We start from the raw sequence: 15,281 nt of genomic DNA, 5'->3' as shown, positions 1-15,281 counted from the left end.
GAGCCCGTCCGGTGGGCCTTCAACCCGGCCAGCATTGCAGAAAAGCACCGCGGCGCCGGAAGACCCGTGGCCCGCGTGCCCACAACTCCGCCCTGAATACGCGGATCAGAGTGGGGCAAGGATCATGAGGATCTCGTCGCGGTCGTCGCCTGCTGCGAGTCGGAGGGCGCCGGGCCACCGGCCGATTTCCTTCCAGTCGAGCTGCCCGTAGAAGTCCTCCAGGCCGACGCCGCCGCGGGCGGCGAGGTGCAGTTGTTCCAGGCACATCTCTTCCTTGGCGACCCTACGCACTTCATGCATGAGGGCACGGCCGACACCGCGCCCACGTATGGCGGTGCGAGTCTGGACGTGGTGAAGGGTTCCCCAGTGCGAGACCAACTCGAACGGGTCGCGACGGACGTTGAGCCAGCCTGCAAGCTCCCCGTCCAGGGATGCCGTGAGCACTCGACTGGTGTCGGGAGAGAGCAGGTCGATGATGCGATCGAGAACAGAAGTCACCGTGGCTGCATTGACGGGAGGGAAAGGGAAGCCGGCCGCGCCACCCGCGTTAGTGACTTCGACCCAGCACTCGGTAAGAGCGCGTCGGAGCTGGGGAGTGACGTCGTCCGGTGAGGTGAGCTGCTGAAAGGTGAGTGTGGAGGTCATCCCGCGATCATGGCACTCGCCTCTGACACTCATGAAGCAACTGCATTGGGCTGCGGGTGCCCCTTGGCGCCTTGATCGTCACTTGCATCATCGTCCGGATGCGCAGCGGATGACAGGCTGACACACATCCGCGTTGGGCCGGCACCGCGTAAGCGGCGCCGGGCCTCCGTGTGAACCACCCGCTGCACGAGGAGCCGGACAGGCCCGTCGACGACGCCCTTTCCGCCTGAAAGTCGAAGCCGCTCCCTTCAGTCCTGCGCAGATGCGTGGTCCTCGGCGGTCACGGCAGCTCCGCAGAGCTGCGGGAGTGGGCGACACGTGAACTGCGGGCTACGACGGCATTCTCACGGACGCTCTGCCTGGGTACGGAAGGATCCCGGCACCGATTCAGGTGGATGCGCTGCCTGGCCCCAACTCCGCGCGGGGCCAACGGATCAGCCCCTCGGAGCTGCCCGAACTCTCGTCGTCATCAGGGAACACGCCCACATTGGCATCCATATCGACCTACGACTCCCGCCTTCAACGCCAAGCCATGGGCATACTGAATGGCGCCCTGAGCGGAATGCGCGCCATGGCGCACCCCTCCGCACGAAGCGCGCGGGGTCTCGCTCTCGCGGGGGCGCAGCGAAGGCACGGCCGCCGCCAATCGTCGCTCCGTCAAACGGTCAGCGAGGCAGTCGACAACGCTGGCGGCGCTCCCCGTGGGCGCCCAGCACATCCGGCTCGTGCGAGGGCTGGGGATCGGTCACGGACGGGGGTAGACGCCGCACGACGTCACCGGCTTGCCGTTCGCATCGTCAAGACAGACCCCGACGTACGAGCCGCCGCCGACAACATCCGCGGGAAGTGTGGCAGGCACCGAAGTCACCGTGTTGCAGTGCGTACTGCTGCTCCTGGGGCCGAGCGGGTTCGCATAGGCATCGAACACGCTGTACCACGCTCTGCGGCAGCCGACGGACTTCAACGTCCCTGTGAAGACCACCGACCGGTTGTACCAAGTCAGGGTGCCCGAGATGTAACTGCCTGCGCCGTCGGAGACGTAGACCGGGGTGGGAGGAGGGTAGGCGGCGGCCGCGGCCGGGGGCACCGCGACGGCCGGCGCGGCGGTCAGTGCCGCGGTCATGGCCAGGCCCGCCACGGTGAAGAGGGTGAAAGCAGATCGGCCCAACACGGTGTAAGTCTCCTTTGGCGCGAGCGGGAAGACGCCACAAGGTTGCCCGCAGCCCTTGCGCGTCAACCGTGATGAAGCGTGGCGTCTGCGGACGGTCCGCCACCCCCGCCCCGCATTCTCCGGCCATGGCTGGAGGACCGTGCCCGTGGCGCTGCACGTCGCCACGGTGCTCATCCACCCGGCCATGCCACTGCGCTGCCCGGCCCTCGTTGAGGCTGCTTGACTGGCTCTGGGACGCGGCCCCTGGTAGCCGCCGTCCCCCTCGCACCGCTCACCGGCCTGAGCTGGCCGACCGCACGCGCCGTCTTCGACAAGCGCGGCTCCGCGCAATGACCCGCCGGACAGGCCCTAGAGCAGGCTGAGTGCCTGCATGGCATCGCGTTCGATGCGCGCGAGCTCGTGGAGGATGGAGCCGGCCTCCACGAGCGTCTTCACCTCGCCGGAATCACCTGCTGTCGCGACGAGCGCGGCCACCTGTGTCCAGAGAGTGGAAGCCTCGGTATACAGGCTGTGGCCAGTGCGCAGGTGGCTGCTGTCGATCAGCTGGGCACACTCCGCGAGGAAGTCCCGGTAGAGATTGCGGAACAGGGCGCCGCCGGTGCCGGCCCTCTCCATGAGGACGGCGGCCCGTGGCAGGTCCTCGCGCGGATTGTCGCTGCGCTGCAGCCACTTCGGCACTTGCTTGGCGGTCTTCTCGATGCCCCGGTGGCCCAGGTTCGCGATGGGCGGGTTCAGGAAGGCGTCGGCGCAGGTCTTGATCGCGGGGATGATCCGGTCCTGCGGTGACGTCAGCCTGCTGGGCGCCGTGATGGTGAAGGAGCGGTGCTTGGCGGTCATGGGGCCTCGCTCGGCCCTGGCCCTGGCCAGGGCGGCGAGGCTGGTCGAGACGGCTCCGCCCTGCGGCTGGGTGTCCACCAGGTAGGCGTCTTGTTCGTCGTAGCCGTACATGGCCACGACGTGTCCGCCGAAGTGCACCTTGGTGCTGAAGTAGTCCAGGTGGTAGCTGTCGAGCTGAAGGCCGACCGGCCGACCGGCGTCAATGGAAGCCGCCACGTTCTGCCATGCCTTGCGCGGAGAGGTGGTCTCCCCGATGAGCAGCTCGCACCCGAGGGCGGCGGCCAGGTTCCTGGTGAGCTCGAACGGCTTGACCCTACCTCCCAGGAACGGAAAACCCATGGCTTTGCTGTCCCAGTAGATGAACGACAGTCCAGAGCCGAGCCCGAACAGCATGGGCTCCGACAAGTCGAGTCCCTCATGCCGCAGCAGCACGCCCAACGCCGTCGTCTCGCAGTGCTGCATACCGCGGACATCGATGCCTTTCACCATGGCCATGCCGCTCATTCTCCTCCCCCACCTGACAACAACGCTGCGGATGGATGTGCCGGACCATCGCGCCCCAGCCATGATCCGCCGACCAGGCCCTAGCTGTATTGATCACGAGCGTTGTTAACACTCGGCGGTCTTGATCAATACACCTAGCACCCTGGCCACTCGCCGGCTCGGAGCGTCTGCGTGTGCACTGAACCCACTTGGCAGACGGTTGCGGCTCCATCACGCCAGTAACTCGGGCCAGGATAAGCCCGGCTCTATGAAATGCCCGTCGTCCGGGGCGAGGAGCTCGGCCTGGTCAGTCGGGGACGCTCTGTGAAGCAGGTCCGTCGGTTCGCCGAAGTGAGCGATGCGCACGTCACGCGCATCGCCTGCTCACAAATGAGCCGCGACGACGATCGGGGCCTCGACCGTGCTGGAGACCTTCACTGCGCGCGCCCCGGGTGGCTGCCCGGAACGTGCCGTCCCCTCCGCCACGCCCACGCCCTGCGCACCTACCCCGACCCCCGCTTCGCACAAGCTGGCTGGCCCACGCCGTCACAGCGCCGCGCACCAGCCGGCGCATCACGCGCGCCCGGGGCGGCCGAGACGCGGGCGCCGGCGCGCCCGGACGAGAGCGGACTGGGGCGCCGACCGCCGGCGACTACAGCTACTGCATCGACATCGCCCCTTGCATGGCCGACTAGCCTCTGCGTGCGGGAATGGCATCGACTCGGACTACGAATCGGCCCACAGCCAGTCTCCGGCTGCGTCACTCAGCTCTCGCGGCAGCTTCGGCCTCTGCCTGGTTCACAGCCCGCCGGCCTCTGGCCGACGGCGTAGGTCGTCTGTACGAATCCTGCGCCAAGAGTGCGGGTCTCGCGGTGGACGAGGTCGATGTCGTGGTCCAGGTGGCCGAACAGGGGAATGCCTGCGCCCAGCAGGACCGGTGCCGTGGTGATGATGAGTTCGTCGACGATGCCTTCGCGCAGGAACGTCTGGACCACCTGTCCGCCGTCCACGTACACGTTCTTCGCGCCCTCGGCGGTCAGGCTTCCCAGGAGTGCGTCGAGGCTGCGGTAGACGGTGACGTTCGGGGCCTCGGTCGTCAGCCGGGTGCTCAGGACGGCGACGCGCTTGCCTTCGTAGGGCCAGAAGCCGAAGGTGAGGATCTTTTCGTAGGTGTTGCGGCCCATCACCAACGTGTCGATGCCGGCCATGAACGCCTCGTAGCCCATGTCACCGGCCTGCGCGCCGCGCTCGTTGAGCCAGTCGATGTCACCATCGGGGCGGGCGATGAACCCGTCCAGGCTCGTGGCTATGTAGACGAGGGCGCGAAAGGCACGCTCAGGGGCTCCAGGGGTGGTGGTCATGATGGTCTGGCTCCTTACCGAAGAACGGGAAGCGGAGGTCACGGCGTGGGGCGATGGGGGACGAGTACGGCGTCCAGGGCGGCGCTGGGCTACCCAGTTCGATACGCCGTTCGAAGTCAGTCAGGCAGCGCCACGGTGAGATCCACCTCGACGAGCTGTCCGGGAAAGCCCAGCTGGGCAACGCCCAAGAGCGTGCTGGCGGTGGTGAACGCCGGCCCCAGGGCAGACTCGGTGAGCCGACGCCATGCGGCTCCGAGAATGTCCCTCTCGTCGCTCCGCACGTAGATCACTGACCGCACCACGTGTTTTGGCTGGGCACTCGCCGCGGCCAGGGCAGTGAGCGCGTTCGCGACCACCTGGTCGACCTGCGTCGCGAGGGAACCGGCACCGACGAGGTCACCGTTCCGATCCAGCGGGCACTGTCCCGCCAGGTAGGCCGTACGCCCTGCCTCTACCACCGTGATGTGGTGGTAGCCGGGCGTCTCATGCAGCTGCTCGGGGTTGATGCGGGTGATCTTCTCAGTCATGTCCGCGAGTCTGCCTAGCGTGGCGCCGGCACGCACCGCAATTTCCCCACCGGCAAGCACTCCCCAGCAACCTGCGGTTTAAAGAACAAGCTTAGGCAGGTCAAGGGTGCAACGCGGCGTGCGTTGCACCCCGTGTGTTACAAGGCTGCGGTGGGCGCGATGCGGGCTCCGCTACAAGCCCGAACCGTGCAGGCCGGTGGATGCCGGGGGCCTTGGGGCGAAGCATGCACGGCTCTGCGCCGAGGCCGCGGGACAGAACCTCCGGCGGGAATCCTCCAGGGCCGTTGCCCATGTACCCGGCAGTCCCGCCGGCCGTCGGGCCGCTCAGTCGCGTTCGGTCAGGGATGCTTCGAGAGCGGCGACGTGGCGGGCCTCGGCTTCCTTCCGCACGGCGGCGAAGCGGCGGTCGACAAAGCGGCAGGGCAGCAGCCAGAGCCAGCCCCACAGGCTGAACGATTCGACGACACCTGTCTGGCGGAGCAACGCGTTGGTGAGGAAGCAAAGCACCACAGCCACGGCCCACGCCGCGGTGCGGTAGCGGCCGAGCAGCCGGACCGGAGCGTTCCACGGCCCAGAGAGCGCCTCGGCGGTCACGGCGCGGATGACAGCCGCCCGGTCGAGGGGGTCCGCGCCCGTCGCTTTGCCTGCCGCGACCTGCGCCAGGTCGTCGGCGAGGGCACGGGCCTGCGCCCCCGTAGGGTGGTGCCCGTCCTGCAGCTCGGCGGACCTGACCGCCACTCGCATCCTGACGTCATCCCAGTAACCGCGGCGCGCCCAGCGTTCGGCGGCAGCGAGCCGCTGGCCCTCGGCGGACTCGGGCGCCAGCTCCTTCACGCGTCGGGAGAGACCGACGGCCCGCGCCGCCCGGCCGGGGTGGTCGAAGCCGTCGGCCCTCAGACACAGTTCGGCATATCCGGCGAGCAGTCCCAGATGGTCCCCGTCCAGCGCGAGACCGGCCCGGAACGCCTCCTCTGCCAAATCGTCATGATCGTCGTCATCCTCGGCAACATGCCCGAGGGCGAGCCAGCAGTACAGGTCCGGCTGCGGGCCGAGCTCGTCGAGCCCTCCCTGCGCCGCGCGCCGCACAGCGGCGTAACCGCGGGCGACGAACAGCTGCTCACAGTGGTCCTGGTAGGCGTCGAGCGTCCTCACGAAGTTCCCTCCTCATGCCCGCGGGTCGGGCAAGTGTGAGGCAAACGATTTTCCCAGGTCAAGCAGGTTCCGACGGCATCTGCGCCGTGCAAACAGGGCAGGGCGGGGACGACGTCCGGAAGCCGGTGAGCGGCGGGGAGCCTGATTCCGCTTCATGAAACGCCTCAGGGGCCGCCATGAAGCATGCGAGGCGGATCCGCAACACTACGGGGATGCCCCTTAGCGGAGATGACTTCACCCAGTACAGCCGGACCGAGCCCACCAAGGACAGCGCTGACACCGGCCGTTGGATCGCCTGTGACGAGTCTGGCTACGGCGGTGAACAGGCTGCTGAACAACGGCCGCTACCTCGTGTACGCCTCGGTGGCCATCGATGACGTCAAGGCCGCGCCCATCGTGGAGGAGCTGCGCCGTGCGACTCGGGCGCAGGGTCCCGAGCTGAAGTTCAAGTCCTTCCAGAGCAGCCCCGGGCGCCGGGACTTGCTGCGCTGGCGCTGGGCGCCCGGCGGCACGCTCGATGGCCGGTGGCAGCCTACGTGCACCCGCCCGCATGACGACGTCCTCCAAGCCGACGCGGGCCCCCTGCCCATCCTGGAGATGCTCGTCCCCTGCATTGCCGAGGTAGCCCGAGGGTGGGCCCGTCAATTCCAGGGCCCGGTCAGCGTCCTCACCAACGACCAGAAGTCCTTCACCGACGAGCGGCTCGGCGTCCTCGCCGGCGCCCTGCTCGTCACTCAGGGCGCAACCCCGTCCTCCCGTATCACGGGCGTTGCCCTCCCCCACCTCGTGCGCGATAACTCCGAGCAGCACCCGTCCATACAGCTCGCCGATCTCCTCGCAGGCGCCGCCGCCGCCATCGCCGCTCGTCACGCCGGCACCAGCAGCCCCGCCTCCGAAAACCTGCTGCAGGTCGTCCTGCCGCTCGTCGAGGACGAATCCCTCCTCCCCTACGACAGCGCTGCCACTCTCGCCCGTCCCGCGGCGGCAGGACGGGGGTGAGCCGACAGGAGTGACGGAGAGCAGATGACGTCAGTGACACGGCAGCCGGCTCGTGGCCGCCGCCTGCGGGGGCGTGCGCGGCCGTGAAGGCTGGGGCACGCCTTGCGCACGCGCCCGCGTCTGAGAGGCTGCAGCGGGCGTCACAACTTGGTTCAGGAGTTCCGGCCGGCTCAACTTCTGTGCTGTGGCCTCCGTGGGGCTGGGCGTTCCGCAACCTCGCGCGTGTCCGGCAGCTGACCCTCGCCCGTTCACGTACGGACGATTGCTGCGTGACCTCCACAAGCAGGGGCCCGTTCATCGGTCATGCGAAAGATCATCACTTGCGGCCTGCTGGCCGCCGCGGCCCTTTCCGCCGCCACGCCTGCCTTCGCCGACAACGACAGCAACTTCGGCAGCGGGGTCAACGCGGCGAACAACTGGAACTTCACCGCCGCTGACACGTGCATCCAGGAACTCGCCGTGGTCCCCGCCCTGAGCGACTGGACCGGCAACCACAAGAACAACTGCTCCAACGGAAACGTCATCGACCACTCCGGCGCCGCACTGCCGCCCGGTCACTGAAGGTCACTCCGGAGCAGCCCACCACTGACGTGGGAACGTCTCTCCAAGCAACGCCCTTACGGAGCGCATAGACGCGTCCGGCCAGCGCCACCCGATCCGGCACCCGGAGTCGACCGACATATCGGTACTTGCGCTCGGCGGCCGCGGCAGCAGCGGAACTATGCGCTCCCAAAGGTCATCGGGTGCAGGCTCATTGGGCACCCCGCGGACTCTGCTTGACGAGGCCACCGACAGCCACCTGACACGCCGGTCTCACGCTGAAGCCTTGGCTTCGCCAACGCTGAACCACCCAGGCCGCACCTCGGCCAGCAGGGGTTTCAGCGACTCCACCGCGGACCGCACATCATGCTCCGTGAGGTCAAAAGGCTCAGGCAAACTCTGCCCATAGAGGCGCAGCCGCCAGAGGTCGAAGACCTCCGCCCCGTCGGCCGCAAAGTCCACATCGATCTCAGAGCCGTCCAGGCTGATGAAGAGGCAACCTGCCCCATGGACGCTGTAGGAGTGGGTGCCGATGTCACCGCTCCGGCTGATCCGGTGCGAATGGACCAGGCCTAGCACGTCCGAAAGCCGCTCGAGCGAGGGGAACGCCGCCAGCATGGCCTCACCAGCCGAGCTGAGAGCATCGACGTAACCGATCACCAGGTCACGGGGTGTTGTCACGTGTGCTCCCTCATCTACTGCGCCAACCTCGGCGTCCGCGTACGAGGGCGATTGTTCCACCGTGGGCTTCCGGCGTCCCCGTCGGCGGCAGCTCCGGCCACGCCCACGCCCACGCCTTCCGCACGGTCAGGAACCCCATGCCGTACTTCCGCTGCTGAGCGCGGCTCAAGAGCCCCTGACGCGAGTCACGGCGGATCGCCGCGGACAGATCGACCTTGGACTTCGGCAACACCCGGGCCCCCTCGTCGTGCAGAGCAACAAGCACGGTCCCGAAGCCACGATCCCGGAGAAGACCGACAGCCAGGCCGCCCGCTGCATCGCCGAGGGGCCGCTGCACGGGCGGCCCGCCAGGCTTCCGTCTGACTCCTGGACGCCGGCGGGTCACCTCGAAGTCGACGCCGATGGCCGGCGCACACACGAGGTCGGCATCTTTCAGCCACCACACCTCTATCCGAGTGGCCTGTTCAGGTGCATGCTGTGATCCATACGGCCCCTCGGTCATCCCCCGTCCGAGAGTGGCCGCCCCGGTCCGCCCTGCCCGTCGAAGACAGCGCGGACCGCGCCGCCTCCCGGCTCCCCACGGGAGGCCCGGCGCATGCCCAGAACCGCGCACGCGGTCAGCGCGCGCACGACGACCAGAGCGTGCCGTGCGCAGCGCGGATCGCGAGGGCCGGGCACCTCGGCCAGTCGCTCCAGCAGGCCCGGGATCTCCTCGGCACGGCCCCGGTATGCGCACGGAGTTCGTCAAGGCAGACGGGGTCGGGCGAGCAGCGGTGCCGATGGCGCGTCGGCAGGCGCCCCCCGTACCCACGCAGCCCCCGGAACAACCTCCGGCTCCGACGCGGTCTTCCACTCGGATCACGGGACGCCAAGGACTCCATGACCTTGGAGGCCTGTGCCTGTCACGTTCCCAGAACTCCGTAGAACCGACAGTTCGTCACGGATCCGGTGTCAATGGCTACGGCGCAGCTCCAGCTGTCCGCCCAACGACCAACCCCCGCCCTTCCGCGCTGGAAGGACGGGGGTTTGCGGTGGGCAGGTCACGCAGATCACCGATCGTCGACCAGGACGGTGCGGTGCGGGTCAACCGGAATCCACCCAACGGGTCGGGGCGCTGCTGCCGGTGAGGGGCGATCCACGGTCATGCGGTCCCCGTCCCGTGTCACGGGCCGGTGGTGCCAGGCGGTTCCACACCCCGCCCGGGGGGACGTCATCCGCTGGCGGAGTCGTCGGCCTCCCAGCGCAGCAGGTCACCCGGCTGGCACTTGAGCACCTCGCAGAGCGCGGCGAGCGTCGCGAAGCGCACCGCCTTGGCGCGGCCGTTCTTGAGTACCGCCAGGTTGGCGGGCGTGATCCCTACCCTGTCCGCGAGCTCGCCCACGGACATCTTCCGCCTGGCCAGCATCACGTCGATGTCGACGGCGATCGGCATCAGATCACCTCGTCCAACTCGGCCTGCATCTGCGCCGCTTCGACGTCGCGCGCGACGGCCTGGGCGAGCAGCATCCGCAGGACGAGCACGATCAGCGCGACCCCCAGAATGGCCAGGCCAACCCCGCCCATGATGACGGTGACGCCCGGGTCCTCCCGCTGGCCCGGCGCATTGAGGATCGTGACCGCGAACCACAGGAGGGCAGCCGCCACGATCGCGCCGATCACGCCGTCCACGTACCGGAAAGCGGCGTGGGAGAACACGGTTCCGCGCCGCACCATCGTCACCAGCCGCCATACGCAGACCAGGGCGACCTGGACCGACACCATGCCCAGGGTCGTGACCACGCGCAGCGGGGTCAGCGGGAGCGACCCGTCCTCCGGGTCGGTGGCCAACGCCCACACCATCAATGCCTGTACGAACACGGTGCCGGCGAGCACCACCACGAGCACGGCGCGCAGCGCACCCACTGTCAGTTTTCCCATGACCCACCCTTCCATCGAGTTGCGATCGGAATCTATCGAACTTCGATAGGTGAAGCAAGAGCTGGGACGAAGGGCGGGCGGCGGTTTCGCGCCGTGACCGGAGCCGCCACCCGCTCCCATGGCATGGCGTTCGCGCGAGCCGTCTTGATCTTGTCGAAGCCGGCCTCGCTTGAGGCCAAAATCGGACGCCATCCGACTACGCCGAGCCCCCGCCCTCGGCATGCCCGCGCAGAACTACCCTTTTGCGACATTGAGGCATGAGGGAGTAGCGGGTGCCGGTCAGCCGAGTGCGCTGGGCGGGCGCCCTCCCCAGCAGCACGCTCGCCGGTTACCGTCTGTGGCGATCTGTCACCCCATGTCATCCCTCGGGTAGGTTGAGCTGTCGGCGATTGAGCCTCGAGGAGTGAGCGAAGATGGCGACGGTGCTGGTGACGGGCGCGACGGGGAACGTCGGCTCGAAGGTCGTCGCGGAACTCCAGGACCGCGGAATTCCCCTCCGGGCCTTCGTACGGGACCCGGGCCGCGCGGCTGCCGTGCTCAGCGGTGAGGTCGAGATGGCGCAGGGGGACTTCGCCGAGCCGGCGTCGGTCCGCCAAGCCCTCGACGGCGTGGAGCGGCTGTTCCTGCTCTGCTCCAACGACCCCCGGCAGGTCGAGTACGGAACGCGGACGATCGACGCGGCGGCAGGCGCCGGGATCCGGCAGGTGGTCATGCTGTCCACGATCGGCGCGGAGGCCGGGTCCCCGACGATGTTCTTCGACCAGCACGGCCGGATCGAGGAGCACCTGCGCGGCTCGGGGCTGCCGGCGGTGGTCCTGCGCTCCAGCCACATGATGTCGAACATCCTCGGTTCTGCCGCCACCATCCAGCAGGCCGGCCGCTTTTTCCTGCCCGCCGGTGACGCGCGGATCGCGATGGTCGATCCTCGGGACGTCGCCGCGGCGGCGGCCTCGGTGCTCAGCACGGCGGTGCAGGGCGAGCGGACCCACGTACTCACCGGCCCGGAGGTGATCACTTACGCGGACGTGGCGGGCCATCTGTCGAGCGCGCTCGGCCGCACGATCCAGTACGTGGCGGTTCCCGATGAGGCGGCCATCCAGGGGATGGCCCAGGCGGGTCTGCCGCCGTGGCTGGCGGAGCAGGTGGTGGCCGCGTTCGGGGCACTGCGCGACGGCCTGAACTCGTCCACCACGGGCGCGGTACGGGAGTTGACCGGCCGTGAACCGCGCGACATCGAGGACTTCGCACACTGGGCGGCTCCGCTGCTGTCCGCGCCGGTCTGACAGATCGATTCAGCAGTGCCCGGCTGCCGCCCAGCCGCAGCGCTACGCCCCCGGGCCGGACAAGCGGCCGCGTCCGGATCTGCGGCCGTCTGGCAGTCTTCGCACGTGAAGGATCACCGTAGTGAGTCATGGGGTGTGGGCTGATGGGGGACTACTTCCGGACGATCGTCGACATCGAGGCGGCACCTGAGGAGGCCGAGGCGCTCGCGGCGCGGGTGGTGGCATGGCTGGTGGGCGAGGAGCTCGTGCGCGCCGAGCGGACGTACGAGATGCTCGGCAGGCCGGTGTACTCGCCGGGGCCGCGTTGGGACGACGTCACGGAGTGGCCGGGGCAAGGCACCGACGGGCTGGCCGTCATCCGGGGCCGCACCGTCTTCTGGGGCTCCCTGGGCTCCGACGGCGCCCCCGTCTGCCCGCACTGCTCCGCGCCGGACCTCACCGGGTCCGGGCTCGAGGCTCTGACCGCCTGGCACGAGACCGGAAGGGCCGAGCTGCGGTGCCCGGGGTGCGAACGCTCGGCCCCGCTCCCCGAGTGGACGTGGCAGGAGGACCGCTTCGCCTGCGGCCACCTCGGGTTCGAGATCTGGAACGCGGCGCGCCTCCGCCCGGAGTTCATCACCGAGTTCGGCCGGGTCCTCGGCCACCGCGTCCGAACGGTCGGCGGAAAACTCTGAGCGCGGCGGGGCCAGGACAGTCCGGGATACCCCGGCGACGCCGGCCCGGGTTCGCAGGCTGGGCCGGGCACCTACAAGGGCCTGAAGAACCAGAAGATCGTCTTCACCGGCAGCCACCCCTACACCAAGTCGGCCCTCGTCGGTAACGACGAGGCGCTCCTGAAGTGGGACGATTCCACGGACCTTGGGCACCCCACCGCCTCGGTGTTCGACGCCTACCGGGAGAACTTCCGCACCCAGCGCGCGGTCTCCGACGCGCAGAACGCACAGCCGTAGCTGTGAAGGGACCTCGGGGGAACCAACTCCCCGGGGTCTCATCCTTCCGGGGCCGGTCCCAGCCGCCTCGTGGGGCCCCAGGGGTCCCCAGGCCGACCGCCCGTTCCCCGTCCCGAATGCGCGGCGACGCTCGGAGAGACCACGTCGGGTCAGAACGTGAGGGGGCCGCTGGTCGCAGTCGTCCAGCTGCCGCCCTTCACCGCGTACACCGTCAGTCGGCGGTTGACCGTGTCACCGTACTCGTCGAAGGCAACGCGACCCGTCACACCGTCGAACCCCACCCCCGCCACCGCCTGTGGCATCTGCGCCCGGGCGTCCTGGGGGAGGGTGCCTCCGTGAGCCGCCACGACGGCCTTGACCGCCTCGATGACAGCCCAGGTCGCGTCGTATGCGTATGGGCCGTACGAACCAGCCTCCTCGGGATACCCCGCCTTTCGGTACTGCGCGAGGAACGCCTCTCCCCCCGGCAGGCTTTCCGCGGGGACGCCGATGTTGGTGGCGAGGTCGCCCTCGGCCTTCGCGTTGGCCGTGAGGAACTGCTGGTCGAAGACGCCGTCGCCGCCCATCAGGGGGATGTTCGCGCCCGCCTGCTTGAGCTGCTGGGAAAGCGGCCCGGCAGTGGTGTAGTAGCCGCCGAAGTACACGGCATCCGCACCGGATGCCCGTACTTTCGAGGCGAGCCCCGAGAAATCGCTTTCCGCAGGGTCGACTTGGTCCGCGCCCACGACCGCGCCGCCGAGCCTCTTCAACTCGGTCTTGAACCCGGCGGTGAGGCTGGTGCCGTAGGCGCTGCTGTCGTCGATGACGTAGAGCTTCGTCTTCCCTGCCTTTTCGTGGAGATACCGGGCGGCGAACGGCCCCTGGTCGATGTCCGTCGCAACAGTACGGAAGTAGGTCTTGTACGGGCGGGACTTGGTTCCCTCGGCCCAGCGGGGCCCCAGCGTCAGCGCCGGGTTGGTGTTGGCGGGTGACACGCTGACCAGGCTCGCTTGTACGAGCGGCTTCACCATGGTCTGGGCGACGCCCGAGTTGAGTGGTCCGACGATGCCCAGCACTTTCTCGTCGGCAACGAACTGAGCCGCGTTCGACTGGCCCTTGGCGGGATTGGCCTCGTCGTCCAAGGCTTTGATCGTGAAATTCACGCCGGGTACGTGCCGGGTCCGGTTGGCGTTCCTGGCCGCCAGGTCGGCGGCGTTCTTGATTCCGACGCCCAGGGAGGACAGGTCGCCGCTGAGCGGTGCGTCCACCCCGATCACCACGGTGACGGCGGAAGCCGCCCCGCCACTGCCGCCCGCACCGCCCCTGCCGGGCGGGTCGTTACGGTTGAAGGTCCAGGCCAGGACGGAGCCGACGGCGAGCGTGGCCACCGCCACCCCGAGGACGGCGGAGCGGCGGATGCGAGCGCGCCGCCGGGCGGCCCCCTGCTCGCCGCGCCCCTCCCGGCCCCTCCGGCCGAGCGAGATCACGGCCTCGGCCGTGGGCACGGGCGAGGCGGTCGACCGGTCCGGTGCGGACCCACCGGGGGTGGGGGAAGTGGGCGCGGAGTCCTTGGCGGTGGGCGTGGGCAGGGGTGGCGGAGGCGGTGGTTCCGCCCCCCGCTCCGTAGCAGTGGGGGCGTGCTCCGTCGCCGCGTCCGGCAGGGAGGCCGGATCCGGTGCGGGTGGGAGTTCGGGCTCGGGCGGGACGGCCTCGTCGGTGACGCCCGCCCGGGACCGGGAGGACCGCAGCGCCGACGCCAGCAATTCGGCGGCCTCGGCGGCTCCAGGTCGATGCGCCGGGTCCTTGGTGAGGAGAGCGTCCAGCACCGGCGCCAACGGGCCGGCATGGGCCGGCGGCCGGTGGGGGCGGGTGAAAACGGCCACCGCAAGGGCGTGGAGCCCCTCGGCATCGAACGGCGGCTGCCCCTCGACAGCGTGGTAGAGGGTGGCGCCGAGCGCCCACAGGTCGTTGGAGGGGGTCGGGCGCTTGCCTTCCAACTGCTCCGGCGGCATGTAGTGCGGGGTGCCGATGACGATGCCACTGTGGCTGAGCTTGGTCGTGGCATCCGCGAGGTAGGCGATGCCGAAGTCGGTGAGGACGACGCGGTCCTTGGTCAGGAGCAGGTTGTCCGGCTTGATGTCGCGGTGGACGATCCGCGCGGCATGCGCCTCGGCAAGCGCGTCGAGCATCGCGGAGCCGATCTCCGCCACCCGCTCCACGGACAACCGGCCCTGCCGGCGGATGGCCGTGGCGAGGGACTGTCCCCGGACGAATTCCATGACGATGACGGGGGCGCCCTGGTGCTCCACGACGTCGTGAATGGTGATGATCCCGGGATGGCTGAGAGTGACCGCCGCACGGGCCTCGCCGGTGAAGCGCCTGAGAAGCGTGGCGCGGTCGCCGTCGTCCATTCCCGGCGGGAAGAGGATCTCCTTGATGGCCACCTCGCGGCCGAAGAGCTGCTGGTCGACGCCCCGCCAGACCCGCCCCATGCCGCCCTGGCCGATGCGTTCGACGAGCTGGTACCGGCCGGCGATGAGTTCGGAGTTCTGCTCGGTCACGCGCATACTCTAGGTCCTGGTGGGCCGGTCGGGTGACGGAACGAAGGCCTGATCACGGCCGCGGTGCCGCCTACGCGCCGGCCGACGCCTTTGCCCTCGCCCTGGCTCGTCATGGAGGACGACGGCATCAAAGGCGCTCAGGAGCTCGCTCTCCACTTCCTCTCCACGGTCGTGCGGCGGGGCCCCTCGGCGAGC

14 protein-coding genes are annotated in these 15,281 nt (G+C 69.2%); 4 read left to right on the top strand and 10 right to left on the bottom strand.

Annotated elements, in window-relative coordinates; all coding sequences use genetic code 11:
* Positions 1-105: 105 nt before the first annotated feature.
* From ACZ7J0_RS29585 to ACZ7J0_RS29560, 6 genes are all read right to left on the bottom strand, one after another.
* Positions 106-645 carry a GNAT family N-acetyltransferase gene (locus ACZ7J0_RS29585; protein WP_470892445.1) on the bottom strand — a complete coding sequence of 180 codons (540 nt, stop codon included), beginning with the start codon at positions 643-645 and terminating at the stop codon, positions 106-108.
* Between the two features lie 745 nt (positions 646-1,390).
* Complete coding sequence (locus ACZ7J0_RS29580; protein ID WP_470892443.1) at positions 1,391-1,816, bottom strand: hypothetical protein; 426 nt, start codon at positions 1,814-1,816, stop codon at positions 1,391-1,393.
* A gap of 348 nt (positions 1,817-2,164) precedes the next feature.
* Positions 2,165-3,148 (bottom strand): BtrH N-terminal domain-containing protein, encoded by a 984-nt coding sequence (locus ACZ7J0_RS29575; RefSeq protein WP_470892441.1) that lies wholly within the window; start codon positions 3,146-3,148, stop codon positions 2,165-2,167.
* A gap of 752 nt (positions 3,149-3,900) precedes the next feature.
* Positions 3,901-4,497 carry a dihydrofolate reductase family protein gene (locus ACZ7J0_RS29570; RefSeq protein ID WP_470892439.1) on the bottom strand — a complete coding sequence of 199 codons (597 nt, stop codon included), beginning with the start codon at positions 4,495-4,497 and terminating at the stop codon, positions 3,901-3,903.
* Positions 4,498-4,613: 116 nt separating this feature from the next.
* Positions 4,614-5,024 (bottom strand): RidA family protein, encoded by a 411-nt coding sequence (locus ACZ7J0_RS29565; RefSeq protein ID WP_470892437.1) that lies wholly within the window; start codon positions 5,022-5,024, stop codon positions 4,614-4,616.
* 324 nt (positions 5,025-5,348) lie between these two features.
* A complete protein-coding gene (locus ACZ7J0_RS29560) occupies positions 5,349-6,176 on the bottom strand; it encodes a hypothetical protein (RefSeq protein WP_470892436.1) in 828 nt (275 codons plus the stop codon).
* A gap of 297 nt (positions 6,177-6,473) precedes the next feature.
* On the opposite strand from ACZ7J0_RS29560, the gene ACZ7J0_RS29555 reads away from it, so the two are divergent.
* A complete protein-coding gene (locus ACZ7J0_RS29555) occupies positions 6,474-7,175 on the top strand; it encodes a hypothetical protein (protein WP_470892434.1) in 702 nt (233 codons plus the stop codon).
* Positions 7,176-7,478: 303 nt separating this feature from the next.
* The gene (locus tag ACZ7J0_RS29550) at positions 7,479-7,736 is read left to right on the top strand and encodes a hypothetical protein (RefSeq protein ID WP_470892433.1); all 258 of its coding nucleotides are present in this window, start codon (positions 7,479-7,481) and stop codon (positions 7,734-7,736) included.
* 252 nt (positions 7,737-7,988) lie between these two features.
* Here the strand turns inward: ACZ7J0_RS29550 and ACZ7J0_RS29545 are convergent, their stop codons facing one another.
* The 3 genes from ACZ7J0_RS29545 to ACZ7J0_RS29535 all read right to left on the bottom strand — a co-directional run bounded on the left by ACZ7J0_RS29545 (position 7,989) and on the right by ACZ7J0_RS29535 (position 10,313).
* On the bottom strand, positions 7,989-8,396 hold the full coding sequence (locus tag ACZ7J0_RS29545; RefSeq protein ID WP_470892431.1) for a DUF6896 domain-containing protein: 408 nt from the start codon (positions 8,394-8,396) through the stop codon (positions 7,989-7,991).
* Between the two features lie 1,210 nt (positions 8,397-9,606).
* Positions 9,607-9,828: a helix-turn-helix domain-containing protein gene (locus tag ACZ7J0_RS29540; RefSeq protein WP_470892429.1), complete on the bottom strand. Its 222-nt coding sequence runs from the start codon at positions 9,826-9,828 to the stop codon at positions 9,607-9,609.
* Positions 9,828-10,313 carry a DUF2975 domain-containing protein gene (locus ACZ7J0_RS29535; RefSeq protein ID WP_470892427.1) on the bottom strand — a complete coding sequence of 162 codons (486 nt, stop codon included), beginning with the start codon at positions 10,311-10,313 and terminating at the stop codon, positions 9,828-9,830. Before ACZ7J0_RS29535 ends, ACZ7J0_RS29540 begins: the two co-directional genes overlap by 1 nt.
* Before the next feature lie 413 nt (positions 10,314-10,726).
* On the opposite strand from ACZ7J0_RS29535, the gene ACZ7J0_RS29530 reads away from it, so the two are divergent.
* Positions 10,727-11,596, top strand: coding sequence for an SDR family oxidoreductase (locus ACZ7J0_RS29530; protein ID WP_470892425.1), 870 nt, complete (start codon positions 10,727-10,729; stop codon positions 11,594-11,596).
* Between the two features lie 143 nt (positions 11,597-11,739).
* Positions 11,740-12,270, top strand: coding sequence for a hypothetical protein (locus ACZ7J0_RS29525; protein WP_470892423.1), 531 nt, complete (start codon positions 11,740-11,742; stop codon positions 12,268-12,270).
* Between the two features lie 425 nt (positions 12,271-12,695).
* Here ACZ7J0_RS29525 and ACZ7J0_RS29520 read toward each other — a convergent pair whose 3' ends face one another.
* Positions 12,696-15,086: a bifunctional serine/threonine-protein kinase/ABC transporter substrate-binding protein gene (locus ACZ7J0_RS29520; protein ID WP_470892421.1), complete on the bottom strand. Its 2,391-nt coding sequence runs from the start codon at positions 15,084-15,086 to the stop codon at positions 12,696-12,698.
* Between the last annotated feature and the right edge of the window lie 195 nt (positions 15,087-15,281).

This window comes from Streptomyces sp. NPDC038280 (assembly GCF_055600045.1).
Note: the sequence above shows the minus strand (reverse complement) of the source record. Positions and strands in the feature narration are given on the sequence as shown.

Excerpts from the sequence above, each read along its gene's own strand:
- ACZ7J0_RS29585 (WP_470892445.1), bottom strand. The coding sequence starts at position 645 with ATGACCTCCACACTCACCTTTCAGCAGCTCACCTCACCGGACGACGTC.
- ACZ7J0_RS29525 (WP_470892423.1), top strand. The coding sequence starts at position 11,740 with ATGGGGGACTACTTCCGGACGATCGTCGACATCGAGGCGGCACCTGAG.
- ACZ7J0_RS29540 (WP_470892429.1), bottom strand. The coding sequence starts at position 9,828 with ATGCCGATCGCCGTCGACATCGACGTGATGCTGGCCAGGCGGAAGATG.
- ACZ7J0_RS29535 (WP_470892427.1), bottom strand. The coding sequence starts at position 10,313 with ATGGGAAAACTGACAGTGGGTGCGCTGCGCGCCGTGCTCGTGGTGGTG.
- ACZ7J0_RS29530 (WP_470892425.1), top strand. The coding sequence starts at position 10,727 with ATGGCGACGGTGCTGGTGACGGGCGCGACGGGGAACGTCGGCTCGAAG.
- ACZ7J0_RS29550 (WP_470892433.1), top strand. The coding sequence starts at position 7,479 with ATGCGAAAGATCATCACTTGCGGCCTGCTGGCCGCCGCGGCCCTTTCC.
- ACZ7J0_RS29570 (WP_470892439.1), bottom strand. The coding sequence starts at position 4,497 with ATGACCACCACCCCTGGAGCCCCTGAGCGTGCCTTTCGCGCCCTCGTC.
- ACZ7J0_RS29565 (WP_470892437.1), bottom strand. The coding sequence starts at position 5,024 with ATGACTGAGAAGATCACCCGCATCAACCCCGAGCAGCTGCATGAGACG.
- ACZ7J0_RS29575 (WP_470892441.1), bottom strand. The coding sequence starts at position 3,148 with ATGGCCATGGTGAAAGGCATCGATGTCCGCGGTATGCAGCACTGCGAG.